The 20074-nt window shown below is 63.1% G+C and carries 17 protein-coding genes and 3 pseudogenes; 6 read left to right on the top strand and 14 right to left on the bottom strand.

Annotation, left to right across the window (positions count from 1 at the left end):
* Nucleotides 1-98: 98 nt before the first annotated feature.
* Nucleotides 99-1274, bottom strand: coding sequence for a CmpA/NrtA family ABC transporter substrate-binding protein (locus AC04PT_RS12340; RefSeq protein ID WP_482874003.1), 1176 nt, complete (start codon nt 1272-1274; stop codon nt 99-101).
* On the bottom strand, nt 1271-1855 hold the full coding sequence (locus AC04PT_RS12335) for an ANTAR domain-containing response regulator (RefSeq protein WP_482874002.1): 585 nt from the start codon (nt 1853-1855) through the stop codon (nt 1271-1273). The genes AC04PT_RS12340 and AC04PT_RS12335 overlap by 4 nt, the downstream gene beginning before the upstream one ends.
* A 461-nt stretch (nt 1856-2316) precedes the next feature.
* Here AC04PT_RS12335 and AC04PT_RS12330 point away from each other — a divergent pair.
* A pseudogene (locus AC04PT_RS12330) lies at nt 2317-2672 on the top strand (transposase); the annotation flags it as partial.
* Here the strand turns inward: AC04PT_RS12330 and AC04PT_RS12325 are convergent.
* The 11 genes from AC04PT_RS12325 to AC04PT_RS12275 form a co-directional block, all read right to left on the bottom strand.
* Entirely contained in the window at nt 2672-3613 is a 942-nt protein-coding gene (locus AC04PT_RS12325; protein WP_482874001.1) for a sugar kinase, read from the bottom strand. The pseudogene AC04PT_RS12330 and the gene AC04PT_RS12325 overlap by 1 nt on opposite strands.
* On the bottom strand, nt 3601-4827 hold the full coding sequence (gene manD / locus AC04PT_RS12320; protein WP_482874000.1) for a D-mannonate dehydratase ManD: 1227 nt from the start codon (nt 4825-4827) through the stop codon (nt 3601-3603). The genes AC04PT_RS12325 and manD overlap by 13 nt, the downstream gene beginning before the upstream one ends.
* A complete protein-coding gene (locus AC04PT_RS12315; protein ID WP_482873999.1) occupies nt 4824-5966 on the bottom strand; it encodes a Gfo/Idh/MocA family protein in 1143 nt (380 codons plus the stop codon). Before AC04PT_RS12315 ends, manD begins: the two co-directional genes overlap by 4 nt.
* Before the next feature lie 63 nt (nt 5967-6029).
* Complete coding sequence (locus AC04PT_RS12310) at nt 6030-6773, bottom strand: SDR family NAD(P)-dependent oxidoreductase (RefSeq protein WP_482873998.1); 744 nt, start codon at nt 6771-6773, stop codon at nt 6030-6032.
* Complete coding sequence (locus AC04PT_RS12305; protein ID WP_482873997.1) at nt 6773-7738, bottom strand: NAD(P)-dependent oxidoreductase; 966 nt, start codon at nt 7736-7738, stop codon at nt 6773-6775. The genes AC04PT_RS12310 and AC04PT_RS12305 overlap by 1 nt, the downstream gene beginning before the upstream one ends.
* Nucleotides 7735-8067 carry a cupin domain-containing protein gene (locus AC04PT_RS12300; RefSeq protein WP_482873996.1) on the bottom strand — a complete coding sequence of 111 codons (333 nt, stop codon included), beginning with the start codon at nt 8065-8067 and terminating at the stop codon, nt 7735-7737. The genes AC04PT_RS12305 and AC04PT_RS12300 overlap by 4 nt, the downstream gene beginning before the upstream one ends.
* A gap of 23 nt (nt 8068-8090) precedes the next feature.
* Complete coding sequence (locus tag AC04PT_RS12295) at nt 8091-10412, bottom strand: DUF4962 domain-containing protein (RefSeq protein ID WP_482873995.1); 2322 nt, start codon at nt 10410-10412, stop codon at nt 8091-8093.
* A gap of 80 nt (nt 10413-10492) precedes the next feature.
* Entirely contained in the window at nt 10493-12064 is a 1572-nt protein-coding gene (locus AC04PT_RS12290) for an extracellular solute-binding protein (RefSeq protein WP_482873994.1), read from the bottom strand.
* A 59-nt stretch (nt 12065-12123) separates the two neighbouring features.
* A complete protein-coding gene (locus AC04PT_RS12285) occupies nt 12124-13005 on the bottom strand; it encodes a carbohydrate ABC transporter permease (protein WP_482873993.1) in 882 nt (293 codons plus the stop codon).
* Between the two features lie 13 nt (nt 13006-13018).
* Nucleotides 13019-14023, bottom strand: a complete 1005-nt coding sequence (locus tag AC04PT_RS12280; protein ID WP_482873992.1) for an ABC transporter permease — start codon at nt 14021-14023, stop codon at nt 13019-13021.
* Entirely contained in the window at nt 14020-15123 is a 1104-nt protein-coding gene (locus AC04PT_RS12275; RefSeq protein WP_482873991.1) for an ABC transporter ATP-binding protein, read from the bottom strand. Before AC04PT_RS12275 ends, AC04PT_RS12280 begins: the two co-directional genes overlap by 4 nt.
* A gap of 402 nt (nt 15124-15525) precedes the next feature.
* Here AC04PT_RS12275 and AC04PT_RS12270 point away from each other — a divergent pair, with 402 nt between their 5' ends.
* The 4 genes and pseudogenes from AC04PT_RS12270 to pqqE all read left to right on the top strand — a co-directional run.
* Nucleotides 15526-16218 (top strand): GntR family transcriptional regulator, encoded by a 693-nt coding sequence (locus tag AC04PT_RS12270; protein WP_482873990.1) that lies wholly within the window; start codon nt 15526-15528, stop codon nt 16216-16218.
* A 103-nt stretch (nt 16219-16321) separates the two neighbouring features.
* On the top strand, nt 16322-17701 hold the full coding sequence (locus tag AC04PT_RS12265; protein WP_482873989.1) for an MATE family efflux transporter: 1380 nt from the start codon (nt 16322-16324) through the stop codon (nt 17699-17701).
* A gap of 90 nt (nt 17702-17791) precedes the next feature.
* Nucleotides 17792-18385, top strand: coding sequence for an SDR family NAD(P)-dependent oxidoreductase (locus AC04PT_RS12260; RefSeq protein WP_482873988.1), 594 nt, complete (start codon nt 17792-17794; stop codon nt 18383-18385).
* Nucleotides 18349-19159, top strand: a pseudogene (gene pqqE, locus AC04PT_RS12255) (pyrroloquinoline quinone biosynthesis protein PqqE); the annotation flags it as partial. The gene AC04PT_RS12260 and the pseudogene pqqE, both read left to right, overlap by 37 nt.
* A gap of 295 nt (nt 19160-19454) precedes the next feature.
* Here the strand turns inward: pqqE and AC04PT_RS12250 are convergent.
* Nucleotides 19455-19703, bottom strand: a pseudogene (locus tag AC04PT_RS12250) (integrase core domain-containing protein); the annotation flags it as partial.
* Nucleotides 19704-19761: 58 nt separating this feature from the next.
* Between AC04PT_RS12250 and AC04PT_RS12245 the strand changes: the two are divergent.
* A partial coding sequence (locus tag AC04PT_RS12245) for an IS6 family transposase (RefSeq protein WP_482873987.1) occupies nt 19762-20074 on the top strand: 313 nt, incomplete at its 3' end.

Below are 20074 nucleotides of genomic sequence, written 5' to 3'. Positions count from 1 at the left end.
AAACGCGCGGGTCCCGGGCAAAAGACAATCGCAGGGGGTGCGAACATCTTGCTGCGCTGCGGCGTGATTTCTCGCCGCGACTGCACAATAAATGGGCGTCAGCTGCGATCCGGGTCAAAAATCCGGCCATCGAAAAACCCGTCGGGGCGGAGAATCAGCCGCCCCGACTCGGATGCCACGACGGTGTCCTTGGTGACGGCGCCCTCGAGCTTGGACGAGGCCGTAGGCAGACCCGCGGCCATGCCGGAGAGCGCCTGACGGTGCAGATCGCTGCGGAAGACGGACGCGGCGGCGGTCTGCGCCGCCCCCCGCTCCAGCCCGGTCCGGGCAGCCAGTTGCAGCCCGATCCACTCCGCCTGGCTGCGCCACGGAAAGGTCGCGGCGGCGGCGTGGAACTCCACGAACCCCGGCACCATGCGCTCCTCGCCGCGCGACGAGACCACCAAACGTCCCGACAGCGCCCGGTCGAGGATGTCCGAAGGCAGGTTCAGGTAATCGGGCCGCGATAGGATCTCTGCGGTCAGGCTGCGCGACGACGGGTCCGCCAGCCAGCGCCCGGCCCGCCACACGGCGCGCACCAGCCGCCCCAGAAGCGCGCCTTCGTCCCCGGCCCAGTCCCGGCGCACGGCCAGCACCTTTTCCGGGGCAAAGGCCCAGATCGCCTTGCCCGGCAGCAGCAGTTCGCCCACGTCGTTCTCGACCGTCTGGCTGCCCCAGGGTTCGCCGACGCAGAAGGCGTCTATCTCGCCCGCGCGGATCGCATCGCCCATCAGGGGCGGCGGTACCGTCCTTATGTCGACCGATTGCTGCGCGGGCAGGCCCAGAGCCGACAGCCAGTAATAGACCAGCTCGGCATGCATCGAAAATGGGAACGGCACGCCGATCCGCAGCCGATCCTCGGCCGCGTCGATCAGCGCCTCGCCCGCGCCGCGTGCATCGTCAAAGCCGAAGCCGTGGCCCGCATCGCGCAACCGCCTTGCCAGGTCCCGGCTGACCCCGATCACGTTGCCATTGACCGACAGCACCGACACCGCAGACAGCGCCGCACCCGCGCCGCCCAGCCCCAGCGCCGTCGCCACCGGCACCGGCGCCAGCATGTGCGCCGCATCCACCTTGCCGAAAATCAGCATGTCGCGCAGCGACGACCACGACGGCGCGCGGCGCAACTCCAACGCAATGCCTTCCTCTGCGGCAAAGCCCATCTCCTGCGCCACGATCAGCGGCGCGGCATCGACCAGCGGGATGAACCCGGCGGACAGCTCGGTCACGCTCATCCCAGGAGCCCCGCCGCGGTCACCAGCGCCTGGGCCACGTCGGCCACCCGCTTGCCCTGGTCCATCGCCGTCTTGCGCAACAGCGCATAGGCCTCATCCTCGCCGATGCCGCGGGCCTTCATCAGCATGCCCTTGGCGCGGTCGATCACCTTGCGTTCTTCCAATGCGCGCTTGGTCTCGGCCAGCTCGGTGCGCATCCGCTGGAACATTCGGAACCGGGTGATCGCGGCGTCGAGCACCGGCTTGATGCGCCACGGCTGCATCCCGTCGACCACATAGGCCGACACCCCCGCCTCGATCGCCGCCGCCGACAACCCGTCCTCGGAGCGGTCGACGAACATCGCCACCGCGCGCTCCTGCGTGCCCGAGGCCAGCGCCAGTTCCTCCAGCATGTCGCGCGACGGGTCCTCGATGTCGATCAGCACGATGTCCGGCTGGCGCTCCTCAACGCGGCGTGCCAGGCTTGTGGGTTCGGCAATCACCTGGATGTCGAAATCTCCCGCCGCGCGCAGGCTGTCGACGATCAGCAGCGCGCGGTCGCGGTCCGGTTCGACGATGGTGATACTGAGCGGGCGGGTCATGGGGTGAGATCTGCGACTCGGCGCGGGAATGTAAACAAAAAGCGGGTGGAAGAAGTGTGCGCCCGGGCGATGCGCACAATTGTTGGGCAAGTCGCGGCCCGCGTAGGCAGGATATTTTCGGCGATGATGTGGTCATCCTCCTTCGGCCCGAGTCGAGCACGGTCAGACGATCGAAGATCATCGACACCGCATCGAACCGCGCCGGACTCCAGGCCGGATCGGGGAGGGCCCGGTCAACAGCGTGTGGCAGCGGTTCGACCAGTTCACCACCTCGGCCTTCAGCGCCTCGAATCCGATTGCGCGGTTCGGCGCCGAGCACCTTTGCAGCGAGGGCATCGAAGGCGGCGTGGTCGGCCAGGACCTTGAGGACCGTGTCGTCGAGGTCTTTCATGAAGCTCTGGAAATCGACGATGGCGGGGTCGCAATGCGATCGCACGCTGGCCCCGGTTGTCTTGGCGGGCAGGCATGGGCTGAGTACGGCGGCGTTCTTCAAGCCCAAGTCCAAGTATGGCGGCATGGAGGCGTCAGAGGCGGCCAGGCTGAAGGCCCTCGAGGACGCGAACGCCATACTCAAGCGCCTGCCCGCTGATACCATGCTGGACAATGCTGTGCTGAAGAACCTGCTGGGAAAGAGCTGACGACATTGACCAAGCTCTGAGAGGCGGCACTCAGGGTGATGCGGGATCACGACATCTGGCAGCGCCGGGCCTGCATGCTGGTCGGTGTGGATCCCAATACTGTCCGGCGAGACCGCCCGCCTGACAGCGCTGAGAAACGCAAGGAGATGCAGGAGATTGCCGGCAAGCGGCGTCGGTTCTACGATGTGAGCGCGGCAAGGTCGACGGGAACAAGAGCGCCCTTCCGCTGCACGACTTGTCCGGCGAGACGGCAGGCGTGTGCGATCGTGTCCCGCAAAGACTGGGCACCATCAATTCCGGCAAGGATCGCAGCGTTGAAACTGTCGCCAGCCGCCGTGGTGTCGGCGACATGGGTCAGAGGTGGCACGGCGACGGTCCCGCTTTCGCTGTCCTTCCGGTAATGCACCGGCGCACCCCCGTTCTTCACGATCACGATTCTGACACCGGCGGCCCGGTATCGCTCCACGGTCGCGTCCGGGTCCGCGTCGCCGAACCAGCGCGCCTCGTCCTCGAACGAGGGCAGGGCGATGTCGCTGATCTTGGCACCTGCCATAATGGTGTCGGTCATCTCTTCCTTTGAGGACCATATGCGCGGGCGCAGATTGGGGTCGAAGACGATGCGCTTGCCGTCCGCACGTGCGTGGCGCAGCGCGCCCAGCAGGGTCTCGCGCGCCGGCGGCGCGAGGATGGCCAGCGTGATCCCGGAGAAATAGACGAGATCCGCGTTGTCCATCGCCCGCGCCAGCGCCTCCGGGTCGTCAGCAAGGTGCCGGGCGGCGGATTGGCCCCGCCAGTAGGAGAAACTGCGCTCGCCGTTTTCGAGGGCGATAAGGTACAGGCCGACGGTCCGGTCGGGCAGGGCGCGCACATGGACGTCGTCGATCCCTGCTGCCGTGAAGACCGCGCGCATCTGGTTCGACAGCGTGTCGGTTCCGACGGCTGTGAAATAGGACACGGCCGCGTCGGGCCGCATGCGGGCCAGATACCAGGCGGTGTTGAAGGTATCGCCGGCGAAGCCAAGGCGGTAGTCACCCGGCGTCTCGAGCGGCGCGAGTTCGGCCATGCATTCTCCGATGGCAAGAACTCGGAACGCCGGTGCGTTGGGTGTCAGTAGTTCCAAAGCGTGCCGTCCTCCAGCCTGACGACCGGGTGGCTTCCCGGCGTGTAGTCGTAGCGCGCGGCCTCTGCCTCGTCGAAGTCGACGCCGAGGCCCGGGGCATCGCTGACATAATACAGCCCGTACTCCATCCGATGTTCCGAGGGAAACAGCGCGTCGCATTCGGGCGTGCCCAGCACTAAGTATTCCTGGATACCGAAGTTGGGCGCCCAGGCGTTCAGGTGCGCCTGAGCCGCCATGCTGATCGGGGAATGGCTCGGCGCGCCGTGAAAGCCGGTGCGCACGTGGTGGAGCCCCGCCAGGTCGACGATGCGGCGGACATGGGTGATGCCGCCTGCATAGGTGACGGCCACGCGGATATAGTCGATCAGCTCTTCTTCGATCAGCCTGTTGCACTCCCAGATTGAGTTGAAGACCTCGCCGATGGCGATGGGCGTGGTGGAGTGCTTGCGGATCAGGCGCAGCGCCTGCTGGTCCTCGGCCGGGGTCGGATCCTCAAGCCAGTAGAGACCGACGGGCTCGACCGCCTTGGCAAACTCCGCCGCCTCGCGCGGCAGGAGCCTGTGATGGACGTCGTGCAGGATGTGCAGGTCGGGGCCGAAGCGGTCGCGGATTTCGGCAAGGGCGCCGGGCATGTAGCGCATGTACTTGCCGGTGTCCCAGACCTCCACCTTCGGCCGGATTCCGGTGTAATCCGTGATGTAGTTGCTGATGTCGCCCTTCTTTTCGGGCACGGCGTAGCTGGCCGAAGGCATGCCGGGGATGCCGCATTGCACGCGGACCGCCCTGTAGCCTTCGTCGACATAGTAGGCGATCGAGTCCATCAGATCCGGCAGGTCCGCCCCGGTCGCGTGGGCATAGACCAGCGCGCCCTCGCGGCTCTTGCCGCCGAGAAGCTGGTAGACTGGCAGTCCCGCCAGCTTGCCCTTGATATCCCATAGCGCCATGTCGACGGCCCCGAACGCGGCCATCGCCACGGGACCGCGCCGGAAATAGGCGCCGCGGTAGAAAAACTGCCAGACGTCCTCGGAGTTGCGGGGGTCCATGCCGATCAGGTTCGGCACGATGTAGTCCCGCAGGTAGGCGGCAGGTAGCGTCTCGCGGTTGTTGAGCGTGGCGTCTCCCAGCCCGTAGACGCCTTGATCCGTGAAGATCTTCAGCGTGACATAGTTCTTCTTCGGACCGCCGACGAATACTTTCGCATCGGTGATCTTCATGCCGCGGCCTCCTCGGCCGGCCGGGTCACATCCGTCCAGCCGTTGTGTTCGCGGATCAGGTCGATAATCCGCTGGTATTGACTGCCTTCGCGGAAAGTCGGGTAGGGCTCGACCTGCTCGCCTTGGATGTCGCGGACGAACAGACGCGTCAGGTGGTGCCAGCACTGCTCGGTCTCCCCCTCGACATCCGGAACCTCGGCGGCGATGTCTGGCGGCAACGGGCAGGCCCGCCATTTCCCGTCTTTGTGCAGGTGCAACTGGCCGCTGCCGTAATGGCCGTCAAGGTAGATCGCGCCTTCCGTGCCATAGAATACGATGTGGTCTTCGCGGAAGCGGGGCACGAGGCCGCCATGTTTGAACAGCACAGAGACGGGGCGCGGGGCGAATGGGCTCTGAAGTTGCGCCAGCACGGTGTAGGACCATTCGACGTTGCTCGTGCCCCATTTCAGCGACGGATCGCCCAGATTTTCGGGAATGAAGTTTCGCCGCTTGGCGAAATTGTGCACGCCCTCGACGATGGGCGCGCGGCCGAGGTCGTCGCGCACCTCGCCGGCGACACGCAGGATCGTGTCGCCGACGACCGACGTGACGATGGACAGCGTGTGGGTGAAGTTGTTGTTGAGTCGTCCGCCGCCTTGCTCCGCCCGGTGCGACCAGCCGAAGGGAATGCCGCGCTCGAGGTTGAAATGCGAGAGACACTCGACCTCGGTCGGCTCGCCGATGGTGCCCTGGCTGACGAGTCGCCGCGCGTGCAGCACCGACGGCGTATAGCGGAAGCTGGCGGCATAGGCGGTCTTGACGTCTTTCGTCTCTGCGAGCTCACGCAGGGCGACGGCCGTTTCGCCGCTATGGGTCATCGGCTTGTCGACGAAGACGTGACACCCTGCCTCGATGGCCTGCCGGATCGTCTCCACATGCGCGCCGCCCGGCGTCGCAATCGAAACGATATCGGGACGGCATACGTTCAGCGCCTCCTGCCAGTCGGTGCTGCCGTAGGGGATCCGTTTCCTTGCGGCCACGTCGCGAACGACTTCGGGCGTGCGCCCCACGATGCCGACCACGTCCGCACCCGCCCAGCGAAAGGCGTCAGCATGGCCCTGGCCGGCAAATCCGGTTCCGGCAATGAGGACATTTGGCATTTGGATCTCCTGTTTGGGTTCGGGTTACGCCGCCGGCGGTCGGGAAAGCGGCTGGCGGTTAGCTCAGCTGAAGAGCATGCCGCCGTTGATGTCGATATTCGTCCCGGTCACGAAGGCGGAGTCCTCGCAAGCGAGGAACAGGACCAGGTTCGCCACATCCTCGGGCATGCCCTGACGTTTGACCGGGGCCGCGGCCTCGAAGCCGCTGCGCGCGGCGTCGGCGGTGTGGACCTTGTGGGAGTCGGTGTCGATCATGTCGGGGCAGAGCGCGTTCACGCGGATCGCCGGACCGAGTTCCTTCGCAAGGCCGCGGGTCATGGTCATGACCGCGACCTTCGACGTTGCATAGGCCACCGCACCCGGACCGCCACCATCGCGACCCGCCTGGCTTGCGAGGTTCACGATTGCGCCCCTGGTCATGTGCGTCAGGCAAGCCTTGATCACCAAGAAGGTGCTGGTGAGGTTGAGGTCCATGACCGCCTGCCAGTGCGCGAGGGGCATCTCGGCGATGGTCTTGCGCGCGATCAGGCCGCCCGCATTGTTCACGAGGATATCGACACCGCCAAAGGTTTCGACCGTTGCGGACACAAGCGTTTCGACATCTGCCTGATCGTTCAGATCGCCTTGGACGGCGATGGCCCGGCCGCCCAGTTTTTCGATCTCGGACACGGTTGCTTCCGCACCTGCGCTGCTGGCGAAATAGTTCACCGCCACATTGGCGCCCTGCGAGGCCAGCTTGACCGCGCAGGCCCACCCGATATCACGCCCGCCACCGGTAACGATGGCTGTTTTCCCCGCGGGCTTCATCAGCTTCCCGAAGCTTGCTTGCGGGGCGTGGCGGCTGTTCCGCCAGCGGTCAGCTTCAGGAAGTAGTCAAAGATTTCCGGCACATTGCCGTCTCCCAGACCGGCCTCCACGGCCGCTTGAAGGTTGTGCGAGGTGCCCTCGGCGATCTCGGCCCGGGTGCCCAGGTCCCCGACCATCTTCAGGAAATAGCCCAGGTCCTTGTTGGCGTTGTTGATCGAGAAGCCCAGGTCGCTGACGCCGTCCACCGCGTAGTTCTTGCAGAAGCCCATGAAGGGCGAATTCGACGGGCCCGTCGACATGATCTCGTACAGCTGGGCACGGTCGACCCCGGCGCGATCGGCGACGGCAAAGGCCTGGCTCATCGTGCAAACGGTGGTCATGCCCATGAAGTTGTTGATCAGTTTGGTGACGTGACCCGATCCCAGCTGCCCGAGGTAAAAGACGTTCTCGCCTTGGTCATCAAGCACCGGTTTGACCTTCTCGAAGGTCGCCTTGTCGCCACCGACCATGATGTTCAGCAGACCGTCCTTGGCGTGAGCCGGCGTGCGGCCCAGCGGCGCGTCGATCATGCCGGCACCTTTCCCGGCCAGGTCGGCGCCGATCTTCTTGGTGGAGGCCGGGATCGAGGTGCCGAAGTCGATCAGCACCTTGCCCTCCGACATTCCGGCAAGGATGCCATCGTCGCCGTAGACGACCTTCTCGACCACATCCGACGTGGTCAGGCACAGCATGACGATGTCGCTCGCCTTGGCAAGTTCCCTGGGCGATGCGGCCTTCTTGGCTTTGCCGCGGTTGAGAACCGCCTCCACCGCATCCTTGTTAAGGTCCATGATCACGAGATCGTAGCCCTTGTTCTGAAGGTTCTCGACCATGTTGCCGCCCATCAGGCCGAGGCCGATGAAACCGATGACGGGTTTGGACATGCTTTGCACTCCCTTGTGCTGTTCTTGTGGATTGTCTTTCACAGGAAATCCTCCCGATGCGGGGTGAAGATATCCAGCAGCGTGCCTGCCTCGAGGCAGGTCGCGCCGTGTTCGATATTCGGCTGCTTGTAGAGCGAGTCCCCGGGGCCGACGATGTAGGTGTCGTCGCCCACGGTGAATTCGAACCGGCCCGAGATCACATAGGTGATCTGTTCATTCGGGTGGTGGTGGCGCGCGGCCACGGTGCCGGTTTCGAAATGCACCTCGACCACCATCGCGTTGTCATTGTAGGCGCCGACCATTCGGGTCAGCCCGCCGCCCGCGTCGAACAGGGCGTTCTCCTTGGCGGGGAAATAGTTCTTTACAGACATGTGCTTGCCTCCGCGTGATCGTGTCAGGTGTTGGCCAGCTTCTTCATCACCACGCGAAACGTGTTCTCGTTGGCGTCGGTGAAGTAGAGGTCGGCGTCGTAGCCCTGGTCGTCGAGGAAATGGAAAATCCGCTTCGGTTCGGCCAGTCGATAGGGCACCAGCAACGTCGCTATGCGATGCCGGGTGGCGGCCGGGTACTTAGCGTGCAAGCAGGTCGAGACCGGCAGGCCTTCGTATTCCGCCGGATCGACGTCCGGGAAACCGGTTTCCTGCGTCATCTCGGGCTTCCCCGCCTCGGACCAGACCACCTGCCCATAGAACCCCGCCCGTTCGCCGGTATTGCGGAACGAGGTCTTGCCCAGCTCATACGGTTGGTTGGCATGCAGCAGCCAGTCCAGCGTCACCGGCGTGTCGGCATCGACCTTGTCGACGATAACGAAGTAGCTGTTGCGCACGAAATAGACCTCGCGCTCGGCCAGCGTTACCTCGGGCGACAGCGACTTGTAGGCCGCGGTGGCATCGCCCTTGATGTAGATGTGGTCGTCGCGCTCTTCGGCGGCGAGGATGCGTCCGGTGGCGGACATCGCCTGCGCCTTGTCCTTCTCGGCGTATTGCCCCATGCCGTTAATCAGGATGGCGTTCTTCGATCGGGTCTGGCGCCGCCACTTGCGGTGCATGGTCGAGTTGAAGGCCACGTAGTAGCCCGACTGGATCGCCAGGTCCTCGCCGTAGGCGGCCAGGCAGAAGGCGTTCTGGTCACCGTGGCTGTGGCTGATCGAGCCGTAGGGCGAGGACTTGAAGACGAACTGGATGTGCTTGTCCGGGTCCGCCATCTCGTGCTGGATGCCGACCCAGCCGATGCCGCGGAAGTGGCGCATGCCGGACGGCGGCGCGGCGGCTTCGACCTGCGGATAATCGGTCAGGTAGGTCAGCTCGTCGAAGTTGGTGTCCCACCAGCCCCAATTGTAGAAGGCGTCTTCGGTCCCCGGGTTCAGCCGGGTCAGTTCCTCGTGGTACCACTGGTAGGCGCCATTGCCGGTGACACCGGCGTATTGGCGCAGGTTGATGCCGGTCTTGATGCAGGGCAGATCGCCTTGGGTCGAGTCGTCGCCAAAGGTGGCGCGACGGGTATTGGGCGCCTTGCAGAAGAGCGGGAAGTCCCCGGTGTTGCGGAAGAAGGGCCGCTTGTAGAGGTCGATGCCGGTGAAGGATTTCAGCCGGTTAGCCGCCTCGATCAGATATGCCATGCCCATCATCCAGTAATTGGTGCCCTCGGCCCATCCGCCATCGCTGTCGCCCCAGGGCGAATAGACCGTGGCCAGAAACTCGATGCAGTAGTTGAGCCAGTCGCGCGCCTCGTCGTCCTCGTCGTCGCCGAGCAGTGCGATGCAGGCGGGGATCAGCGTCAGAGAGACCGACCGCACAGCGTGGCTGTCATAGGGAAACAAGTGGATCTTGGCGTTGGTGATCGCGTGTTCCGCGATGTCGCGGGTGCGTGCCAGGAGGGCATCGCGCACCCGCTCACGCTCGCGCTCGTCCAACTGGTCGTGGAGCCAGTCGTAACCCCAGGCGAGCGCATTCGTGACGCGGTAGGCCCATTCGTCGGTATAGGCGCGCGAGGTGACGCCCATCGGGTCCCAGCTTGCCGCTTCCAGAAGCCACGCCTTGGCTCGGTTCAGCATCGCCTGGTCCTGTGTGACCTGCCCGCCGATGGCGAGGTGCCGGACCGCGTACATGTGTTCCTGGAGGTCGATGTAGGTCTGCCGCCAGACCGGAGCGGTGCGCTGGTGGCCCGGGTAACCCGCAGGCTCCTTCATGACCTCGCGGTCCATCCAGGGCAGAACGGATCGCTCGAAAAAGGTGGACCAGGTGCAATGGTCCGGGTCCGCCTTTACCGCGTCTCTGAACGCCGCCAGTCGCTCCTGCGAGAGCCACAGCCTCGGGTGGCTGGTCGGCGCTTCGGCAAGACGTTTGGAGCGAGACGGCACTGGAGATTGCGGCAGGTCGTCGGTGATCGTGAAGCTGCGGGTGCTGCTCCAACTCGACGCCGGTTTCCCGGCCGCGTCGCAGACCGCATAGGACCAGTGATATTCTCCCGGGGCCAGCGCGACGTCAGGCGTGAAGAAGTTCAGGGCGATGTTCGCATAGACCAGGGTGCCCTTGGCTCTGAACTCGGGATCGGTCGAGATGCGCAGCACGTATTCGGCCTCGTCCTCGATCACCGGAAGCCACGTGAACCGCGGCGGGTTCTCGGTCATCTCACTGCCGGCGCCTGGCGCATACTGGATCGTCAGTCGTCCGGTCTTGGGTTCGTCGAGCTTGGGAAGAACAGCGGCGCCAGGCATCGGTCAGGTCTTTCGCTTGGGTAAGTGGGGGCGCGCGGCCGGGGATCGGCCGCACACAGTTCGCGGGAAATTGGGGAGGCTCAGTTCGAGTACTGGCGCTCGTATGCCGAGTTCATCACCTCGAGGACCTCCTGGTAGCCCATCTTGTTGAGCGCGGAGATGTAATCGTCCCACTCCTCCTTGACGTCGCCGGTACCCAGGATCCAGGCTTGCTGGCGCTCCAGCATGTAGGTCTGGATCGACGGGAAGTACTTGTCGTAGACCGCCTGCTCGTCCTTGTTGAAGGCCACGCCCAGGAACTGATCGACCAGCAGATCCTCGCTGTCGTAAAGTTCGATGCCCTTGCGCGCAGAGTCGCGGGTCCACTGCCATTCGTAACGGTAGTCCTGCGGATAGCCGCGATAGATCTGCGCGCCTTCCAGGTACATCTGGCTGTTGACCGCTTGGCCGGAGTTCAGCACCTCGTCCTTGTAGACAGGCTGACCGTCCACCATGTCCCAGGTCTTGCCCTCGACGCCGAAGTTGGCCAGCAGGCTGCCTTCCTCCGAGAACCAGAAGTCGAAGTATTTGATGGTCTCGACCGGGTGTTCGTTGGAATAGGTGATCGCCCAGCCATCGGGCTTCATCGGGATGCGGCGGTTCTCTTCGATTCGCTTGCCCGACACCGATTTCGGCGGCAGGAAGGGGATGAAGTTGAAGCCCTCGACCTTTTCGGCCAGCGCGATGTTGTAACCGCTGGTCGAGGCGAACCAGTCATGGGTCATGCCGCCCAGGTTCTCGCCCAGGAGGAAGTCGCGCGAGGACGAACCCCGGGTGAAGATCTCGCCGTCGATCAGGCCTTCCTCGTACCACTTGGCGATATTGGCCAGGCCGTCGCGGTAGCCTTCCTGCGCGTAGGGGTGCTGAATGGTGCCGTCGTCGGCGATATAGAACTCGTGGTAAACATCGGCGCCGGTGGAGCGTGCGTCCCACAGCACCAGCAGGCGCAGGACTTCTTCCCAGGCACGGGCAAAGAACGGGATCTCGTCTTTCACGCCGTTGCCGTTGGGGTCCTGGTCGCGGAAGGCCACCAGCACGTCGTAGAGCTCGTCGACATTGTCGGGCTGTTCGAGGCCGAGCTTGTCGAGCCAGTCCTGGCGGACAAACCAGGCGCGGGCGTATTTGCCGTCGGGCAGGTACGGAATGTAATAGACGTTGCCGTCATAGGCCTGGATCGCTTTCCAGATGTCGGGATGCTCGTCGAACCACGCCTTGATGTTGGGCGCATGTTCCTCGACCAGGTCGTTGAGCGGCACGAAGGCACCTTGCGGCCCGTATTCGTTGACCGGTTGCTTGATCTTGGCGCCACCGACGATGTCGGGCAGGTCGCCAGTGGCCAGCAGCAGGTTCATCGCTTCTTCCTGCTGGGTGGAGTTACGGCCGGAGGTTTGGTCGATCAGGTGGATGTTGGTTTTCTCGCGCGCCACTTCCTCGACCGGGTAGATCTTGGAGGTGTCGCCGCCGGGGCCGTAGCCCTGAGCGCGGGCCCAGTGCATGTGGACCGTCAGCTCCAGCGGCTCGTCGACGATCGGCAGTTGGCTTTCGGCAAGAGCCGGCGCCGTAAGGGCCGTGGTTCCGATGATGGCAGCAGCTGCCAGTTTGAACGTTCGCATGGTATCCTCCCTTTTGCGAATTGCTTGTTTCCGTGGTTGATCGGTTGGTATGGCGCTACTCATTCCTTCACTCCGCCCAAGAGGATGCCCTTGGAGAAGTACTTCTGGAGGAAGGGGTAGATGAGCAGGATCGGGATGATCGAGCAGACGATGATCGCGGCGGTGACGGTCTCGACCGAGTAGGCGGCCGTCAGCAGGGACGTGGCGAATTCCTCGTCGTCGCTCAGTTCGACGATGACCTTGCGCAAGTAGACCTGAAGCGGGATCTTCTCTTCGTCCTGCAAGAGAACCATGGCCCAGAAGAAGCCGTTCCAGCGCGACACGACGCAAAAAAGGGCTACAGTGGCGATCGCGGGCTTGGACAGCGGCATGTACACTTTCCAGAGCACCTGGAACTCGTTGGCGCCGTCCATCCGGGCAGCCTCTTCGAAGGACTTCGGGATGCCCTCGAAGAAGTTGCGTAGCAGGATGATGTTGAAGCCGTTGACCGCGAAGCCGATGATGATGCCGAAGTAGCTGTCGAGCAGACCCAAGTCACGCATGTTCAGGAAGAACGGGATGAGACCCGCGTTGAACCACATGGTGAAGGCCACCACCAGGTTCCAGAACCGCCGCCCGTAGAGCTGAGGCTTCGACAGGGCGTAGGCACCGGGGATGATGAAGGCCAAACTCATCAGCGTCCCGCCAATCGTGTAGATAAAGGTGTTCATGTACGACGACCAGAAGAGCGGCTCGCTCAGCACCTGCTTGTAGGCCTCCAGCGTGAACCCGACCGGAGTCAGGATGACGTTGCCGGCGCGGGCCTCGAACCCGGTGCTCATCGACAATGAGGCGATGTAGATGAACGGGTAGAGCGTAGAGAGGGTGAACAAGCCGATCAGGACCATGTTCAGGATGACGAACATCTTGTCGCCACGCGAATAGAGGTTCATGTTGGTCATTGTCCGGTCTTCCTCACCAAAGCGATGTGCGCGAGTAGCGCTTGGAGATTGCGTTGGCCGTCATCACTAGCACGAAGGCCACTACCGCGTTGAACAGGCCCGCTGCTGCGGCAAGGTCGTACTGACCGCCCTGGATGCCTTGGCGATAGATGAAGGTGTTCACGACGTCGGCGGTTTCGTACGTCGCCGGCTGATAGAGCAGGATGATCATCTCGAAGGAGACCTCCAGCATGTTGCCGATCCGGATGATGAGCATGATGATGATGGTCGGAAGGATCGACGGAAGCGTGATCTTCCACATCATCTGCCAGCGGCTGGCGCCGTCGACGACCGCGGATTCGTAGAGCGTCGGAGAGACACCTGCGATGGCCGCGAGATAGACGATCGACTGGAAACCCGCCTCCTGCCAGATGCCAGTGCCGACAAAGATCGGTCGGAACCATTCGGGCTTGGTCAGGAAGTAGATGGGTTCGATCCCGAGCCATCCGAGGACGGTATTGACGATCCCCGCCGACGGGCTGAAGGCCGTGATGACGATGCCCGCAATGATCACCGACGAGACGAAGTGGGGCAGGTAGACGATGGTCTGAGCCGTCTTCTTGAAGGTCTGCTTGAGGATCTCGTTGAACATCAGGGCCAGCAGGATCGGCATGGGAAAGCCGAAGATCAGGCCGTAGAAGCTGATGATGATCGTGTTTCGCAGCGCGCGCAGGAACTGGTCATTGCCGAACAGCGTCTGGAAATGTTCGAACCCGATCCAGGGACTTCCCGCAACCCCGCGGAAAACCGAATAATCCTTGAACGCGATCTGCAGCCCGTACATCGGCTTGTAAAGAAAGATCGCCAGCCACAGGATCGTCGGGATCAGCATGACATAGAGCTGCCATTCCCGCTTCAGGTGGTCGCCGACCCGCTCAATGCGGCTGGGTTTACGGCTACGCTGGGCTTCTGTGGCGTCGAAGATCAATTCTTCGGTCGACGGACCGGCGGCGCTTGTAAAGTTGGGATCGTTCGTCATTGTTCCAGCACCTGTCCGGGCAACGCATCACCGGTCTTGGCGTCGAAGACCTTCACGAGGTGCGGTTCGATGGTGAACCCCTTGATCCCGTCGAGGATATGCATCTGGCCGACGGTATCGGTGCGGATGACAAAGGGGTCACCTTGCAGGCTGGCGTGAATCAGCGCCTCGGATCCCAGCGTCTCCACCAGATCCACATCGAGGGTGACCAGGCTCGGATCGTCCTGATCGGAAACCGAAACAAATTCGGGCCGAATGCCGAGAATAACCTCTTGCCCCACCGCGTTGGTCAGCGTCGGGATCTGCTGAAGCTGGACGCGCTGACCATCGAAATCGGCGACCGGGCCTCGGTCGCCGGCGATGACCGTAGCCTTGACCATGTTCATCGGCGGCGAACCGAGGAAACCCGCAACGAAAGTATTGGCCGGGTTCAGGAACAGCTCCATCGGGGAGCCGATCTGCTCGATCCGCCCGTCATGCATGACGACAATCCGGTCGGCCAGCGTCATCGCCTCGACCTGATCGTGGGTGACATAGATCGAGGTCGCGCCGAGCCGCTTGTGCAGGCGCTTGATCTCTGCGCGCATTTGGGTGCGCAGCTTGGCGTCGAGGTTCGAGAGCGGCTCGTCGAAAAGGAATACCTTGGGGCGGCGGACGATCGCGCGACCCATGGCGACCCGCTGACGCTGACCGCCGGAGAGGTCTGCCGGGCGGCGCTCAAGGTAGGGCGTCAGGCCGAGAATGCCGCCGACCTCTTCCACCGAGGACGCGATCTTTTCCTTGCTTTCCTTGCGAATGCGCAGGCCGAAGGCGATGTTGTCGGCCACGTTCAGGTGCGGATAGAGCGCGTAGTTCTGGAACACCATCGCCACGTCGCGATCCTTGGGGGCGACGCGGTTTACGAGCCGCCCGTCGATCGTGAGATCGCCGTCCGAAATCTCTTCGAGACCGGCGATCATCCGCAGCGTCGTCGACTTGCCGCAGCCCGAAGGCCCGACCAGCACGACGAATTCCTTCTCCTGAACTTCCAGGTCGATCCCGTGGACCACCTGCACCGCACCGTATGCTTTGACGATACCGTTGAGATGTACGCCAGTCATAGCTTCCCCCCTGATGCGCCGTCTCCTGCCGGCTCTATGTTTCGTCCGGCCGATTCGACCGCTAGTGAAACTGGTATACTAGTAATTTTTCTGGAATACTAGTCTGAAATATGCTAGACAGGATTCGAGACGGCTTAGGCCTATGAAAAGAAGGATGAATCGGGATCGAAGGACGAGGGCTGGAACGGGGAATGCTCCGACGTCCGTTGGTTGTTACGACATCGCTCGATGTGCGACCCTTTGGGCGGCGCCGTCGGAACGGGTCAGAGTGCAGATCGACGGCCGGATCGGACCCCGAGGCGGGAGACGAGGATGCAGGGCAGCCACGATCCGGTTGCAATGCGGACGTCCCGGCCCGGCGCCTTGCCCCCGGTGACGGGACGCCATGATGGAGAAGACGCGATGGACCAAGTGACACAACTCAGCGAACGACGGACCGCTGTAGACGACATTTTCGATTTTCTGCACGAGGAGATCCTGAGCCTGCGGCTGCGTCCGGGCGACAAGATCTCGGAAGCCGACATCGCGGCCCGCTTCGGTGTCTCGCGGCAACCGGTCCGCGACGCGTTCAGCCGGCTCGCAAACCTCGACCTGCTGCTGATCCGGCCCCAGCGCGCGACCGAGGTGAAACGCTTCTCGATGAAAGAGATCGTCAAGTCGCGTTTCGTTCGCGCGGCTGTCGAAAGAGAGGTGCTGCGCCTCGCCGCCGCCAATTGCGACGCGGTCGGCGCTGTGAGACTGGACGAAGCCCTGGCGAAGCAGGACCAGGCGATCGTCGAGAAGGATGTCGAGGGCTTCGGCACGCTGGACTACGAGTTCCACAAGATGCTCTGCATCATCGCCGGGATCGACTTCGCCTTCGACATCATCATGACGGAAAAGGCAAAGGTCGACCGCCTCTGCATGCTGGGCCTCTCCAAGGAGGACAGGATGCCCGAACTGGTGGCCGATCATCGCGCGATCGCGGAGGCCGTAAAGGTGCATGACGCCGACCAGGCTATCAAGATCGGGATGCTTCACCTCTCCCGGCTCGACAAGACGATCGAGAGCATTTCGGAGAACAGCGCCCACTACTTCGAAGCCTCGGGCGCCTGACGGCCCCCACGGACCGCTTTACCTCTTCCACGCTCTTCGCGCGGGCGCTTGCGGCGACCGCCCGGTCGTCCTTCGCCCTTGCGCACCTGAAAGCATCGTTCAATTGTCCGTCACACCCATCGATATCCAGGGCGCAGGCCCGTCCAGCCCGACATGGCGAACCGTGCTCGCCATCGCTTGGCCGATGACGCTGAAGGCGATCATCCTGCATGGCACGGTCGTGATCGATACCTACCTCGTCTCGGCGCTGGGCGAGACTTCGCTCGCTGCCATGGGTCTCGCCGCGGCCATCGCGGGGTTTGTCCTTGGAGGCATCCTCGCCTTCTCGAACGCGATGCAGATCCGATCGGCACAGGCCTTTGGGACCGGCGAGACGGTGTTCCTGAAATCGGCGCTTGCCTCCGGTCTCGCCATCAGCCTTGTCGTCGGCGTGATCGGCCTCCTCGCGATCGTAGTGGTCGGCGGCTCGGTGATCGACGCCATGGCGCCGAGCGCAGAGGTTGGCGCACTTGCGCGGGACTATCTCGCGGTTTTTTCCCTGGTGATCCTAGGAGAGGCGATCGGCCAGACCCTGTCGAGCTATTTCAACGGCTGCGGCGCGACCCGGATTCCGCTTTACAGCTTCTGCCTGTCGCTTCCAGTCAACGTGGCGACCAGCATCGTGTTGATACACGGATACCTGGGGCTTCCGGCCTTCGGCGTCACTGGCGCGGCGATGGGCAGCGCTATCGCCATCGTGGTTCAGGTCGCCTTCCTGTTCCACCTCTTCCTCCGCCGCGAAGGGCACGTCCTGCGCGTGCAAGGGTGGCGTCAGGGGACCTTCCCGGCGGCGCTGCGCCGCCATCTCGGCTTTGCCCTGCCGATCGCCGCGACATTCTTCAGCGCCACCTTCGCCACCCATGTATGCACGCTGATCTATGCCCGGCTGAGCCTCAATGAATTCGCCGCGATGACGCTGATCGCGCCCTGGATCATGGTGACCGGCACGGTCGGGATGCAATGGGCGCAGGCGACTGGGATCATCGTTGCACAGCTTCTCGGGCAGAAGCGGCCCGAGCCGGTCCTAGACCGCTTCCTCCTGAGCGCCTGGCGCGGCGCGCTAGTCGCCTCGGCCATCGTCTCTGCGCTCCTGCTCGCGGTCTGTCTGTCTGCCGGCAATCTCTACGCCGATCTGAACACGGAGACCCGCGCCGTCCTGTTCGGCTTCCTCCCGGTGCTGCTTGTCCTGCCCTTCCCGAAGGGCTCGAATGCGATCTGTGGCAACACGCTAAGGGCCAGCGGCGATACCATCTACGTGATGCACGTCTTCGTCTGGGCCCAATGGCTGTTCCGTGTTCCGGCCACGGCACTCGCCGTTCTGTGGTTCGGGTTTCCGGCCTTCTGGGTCCTGTCGCTGCTGCTGTGGGAAGAGTTTCTCAAGTTCCCCGCCTTTCATCGCAGGCTCCTGTCCGGCGACTGGAAACGGGCCGTCATCGACCGGTAGCGTGGTTCCCGACCTGCCCGCCACCGAAACCGCCACGCGAACGCTATTGTCGCCCTCGGCCCGGCCTGAGTCCCTCAATGAGGAGAGAAAATGAACCGCTTTTCGCTCGAGAGCACCCGCGCCTTCGTCACCGGCGCCAATACCGGCATTGGGCAGGCCATCGCGCTGGATCTCGCTCGGCACGGGTCCCATGTCATCGCGGTGGGCCGGTCACCGATGGATGCCACTCTTGCAGCAGTGCGCGAAGCGGGCGGCCGGGCCGACCCGCTCGCGGCCGATCTGGGTACTGCCACCGGGGCGACCGAGGCATTTTCCGGCGCGCTGGACAGGTTTGGCCCCATCGACACACTCGTGAACAATGCTGGCAAAATCCGGCGCGCAGCCAGCATCGATCTAACCGAAGCGGATTGGGACACCGTGATGGACATCAATCTCAAGTCCGTATTCTTCCTGTCACAGGCCTTTGCCCGGGCTCGATTGCAAGCGGGCCGCGGCGGCAGCATCGTCAACATCGCGTCACTCTTGTCATTTCAAGGCGGTATTGGGGTTGCGTCTTATACCGCCTCGAAGAGCGGCATCGCTGGTCTGACTAGAATCCTCTCGAACGAGTGGTCATCGAGGGGGATAACCGTAAACGCAGTTGCCCAATGCCTGACCTGCCGCTCGCCATGCTGGCCGAACTGACCCACCGTTGCCCTCTGATGTGTCCCTACTGCTCGAACCCGCAGGAACTGACCGCGCGGGACGCAGAGCTCACGACCGAAGCATGGGCAGACGTGTTCCGACAGGCGGCGGATCTGGGCGTGCTGCAACTCCACCTGTTTGGTGGCGAACCCGCTTCGCGGCGCGATCTTGTGGACCTGGTCATCGCGGCGCGGGAGGCAGGGCTTTACACCAATCTCATTACCTCCGGCATCGGGCTGACTGAGGCGCGGCTTGAAGCACTGAACGATGCCGGACTCGATCACATCCAGCTATCCGTGCAGGGCGCAAGCGCCGAAATCGCCGACCGCATCGGCGGCTACAGGGGGGATTCGACCGTAAGATGCACGTGGCGGGCCACATCGCCCGGCTTGGCTTTCCGCTAACGCTAAACGCGGTGATGCACCGCGACAATCTAGGCGATCTGCCCGCGACTATCGCATTGGCGGAACGGCTGGGCGCATGCCGGATCGAAATTGCCTGCGTGCAGTTCCAGAGCTGGGCGCTTGCCAACCGCGCCCGTCTGCAACCCACACGCGCACAAGTGGACAAGGCCAAGGCCATCGTGCGCGATGCGATCCGGCACAAGGCAGGTCGACTGGTGATCGACTTCGTCCCCCCCCCGACTATTACTCGGACTTTCCCAAGGCCTGCATGAGCGGCTGGGGCTCGACCGGGCTGAACGTCAGCCCGGATGGCACGGTCTTGCCCTGCCACACGGCGCAGACGATCCTGAATTCGACATTCAAACCAGTAAGTAGTCATTCTTACCGGAGTTGTCACGAAGGATGAGCAACACCACCCTCATTTTTTTTCCGAAGTTGGTTCGACCTCTGGAAAGGGAAAAGACAACTGGGAGCTTTGGTTCAACGAGACAGGCCTCTCTCAACCTTCAATTTCTTGGAAATGTCGCACCAACTAAGGCTCAGGCCGAGGCAAATTGGAACTGCTGAACTGGGCTCATGTCGGGCATTGTTACAGCCGGATGATGTTCGTCCAAGCTTATATGCTCTGAACCGCGCCGGGTTTTCCGGAGGCTGATTTGTCTAAGCTACGCGGCCATGTCTGATGTTTCCAGAGCTGCGTAGAAGTTTGCTTCGGCCTCTGCTGGCGGGATGTTTCCGATGGGTTCCAACAGGCGGCGGTTGTTGAACCAATCGACCCATTCGAGTGTGGCATATCCCACGGCGTCGAAGCTGCGCCGTGGCCCACAGCGATGAATGACCTCTGCCTTGAAAAGACCGTTAATCGTCTCGGCCAAAGCATTGTCGTAGCTGTCACCGACGCTGCCGACCGACGGGGCGCTGTCAGAGAAACTCACCTCGAATCGGGGCAGGGCGGTCCCGTAGCCTTGTCGCATGTTCAAGCGCGACCCGTTCAAGTATTTCAAAACGAGCCCCGAGATCATTCGCCTGGCGGTGATGCTGTACGCCCGGTTCCCTCTGTCGCTCCGGAACGTCGAGGATCTGCTGCACGAGCGTGGTGTCGACGTCAGCCACGAAGCCGTCCGGTTCTGGTGGCACCGCTTCGGACCGATATTTGCATCCGAGATCCGGAAACGTCGGATTGCGGCGATGGCATCGAGCCGCTGGAAATGGCGCTTCGACGAGATGTTCGTCAAGATCAACAGCGTGACGCACTACCTGTGGCGGGCCGTGGATCATGAGGGCG

The sequence above is a fragment of the Litorisediminivivens sp. KMU-197 genome, assembly GCF_056858395.1.
This window is presented reverse-complemented; position numbering and strand designations above follow the sequence as displayed.

Bases quoted from the DNA above. Each gene is read 5' to 3' on its own strand.
- AC04PT_RS12260 (WP_482873988.1), top strand. From the start codon at position 17,792: ATGAACCGCTTTTCGCTCGAGAGCACCCGCGCCTTCGTCACCGGCGCC.
- AC04PT_RS12275 (WP_482873991.1), bottom strand. From the start codon at position 15,123: ATGACTGGCGTACATCTCAACGGTATCGTCAAAGCATACGGTGCGGTG.
- AC04PT_RS12340 (WP_482874003.1), bottom strand. From the start codon at position 1,274: ATGAGCGTGACCGAGCTGTCCGCCGGGTTCATCCCGCTGGTCGATGCC.
- AC04PT_RS12335 (WP_482874002.1), bottom strand. From the start codon at position 1,855: ATGACCCGCCCGCTCAGTATCACCATCGTCGAACCGGACCGCGACCGC.
- AC04PT_RS12280 (WP_482873992.1), bottom strand. From the start codon at position 14,023: ATGACGAACGATCCCAACTTTACAAGCGCCGCCGGTCCGTCGACCGAA.
- AC04PT_RS12315 (WP_482873999.1), bottom strand. From the start codon at position 5,966: ATGCCAAATGTCCTCATTGCCGGAACCGGATTTGCCGGCCAGGGCCAT.
- AC04PT_RS12270 (WP_482873990.1), top strand. From the start codon at position 15,526: ATGGACCAAGTGACACAACTCAGCGAACGACGGACCGCTGTAGACGAC.
- manD (WP_482874000.1), bottom strand. From the start codon at position 4,827: ATGAAGATCACCGATGCGAAAGTATTCGTCGGCGGTCCGAAGAAGAAC.
- AC04PT_RS12285 (WP_482873993.1), bottom strand. From the start codon at position 13,005: ATGACCAACATGAACCTCTATTCGCGTGGCGACAAGATGTTCGTCATC.
- AC04PT_RS12310 (WP_482873998.1), bottom strand. From the start codon at position 6,773: ATGAAGCCCGCGGGGAAAACAGCCATCGTTACCGGTGGCGGGCGTGAT.
- AC04PT_RS12290 (WP_482873994.1), bottom strand. From the start codon at position 12,064: ATGCGAACGTTCAAACTGGCAGCTGCTGCCATCATCGGAACCACGGCC.
- AC04PT_RS12300 (WP_482873996.1), bottom strand. From the start codon at position 8,067: ATGTCTGTAAAGAACTATTTCCCCGCCAAGGAGAACGCCCTGTTCGAC.
- AC04PT_RS12295 (WP_482873995.1), bottom strand. From the start codon at position 10,412: ATGCCTGGCGCCGCTGTTCTTCCCAAGCTCGACGAACCCAAGACCGGA.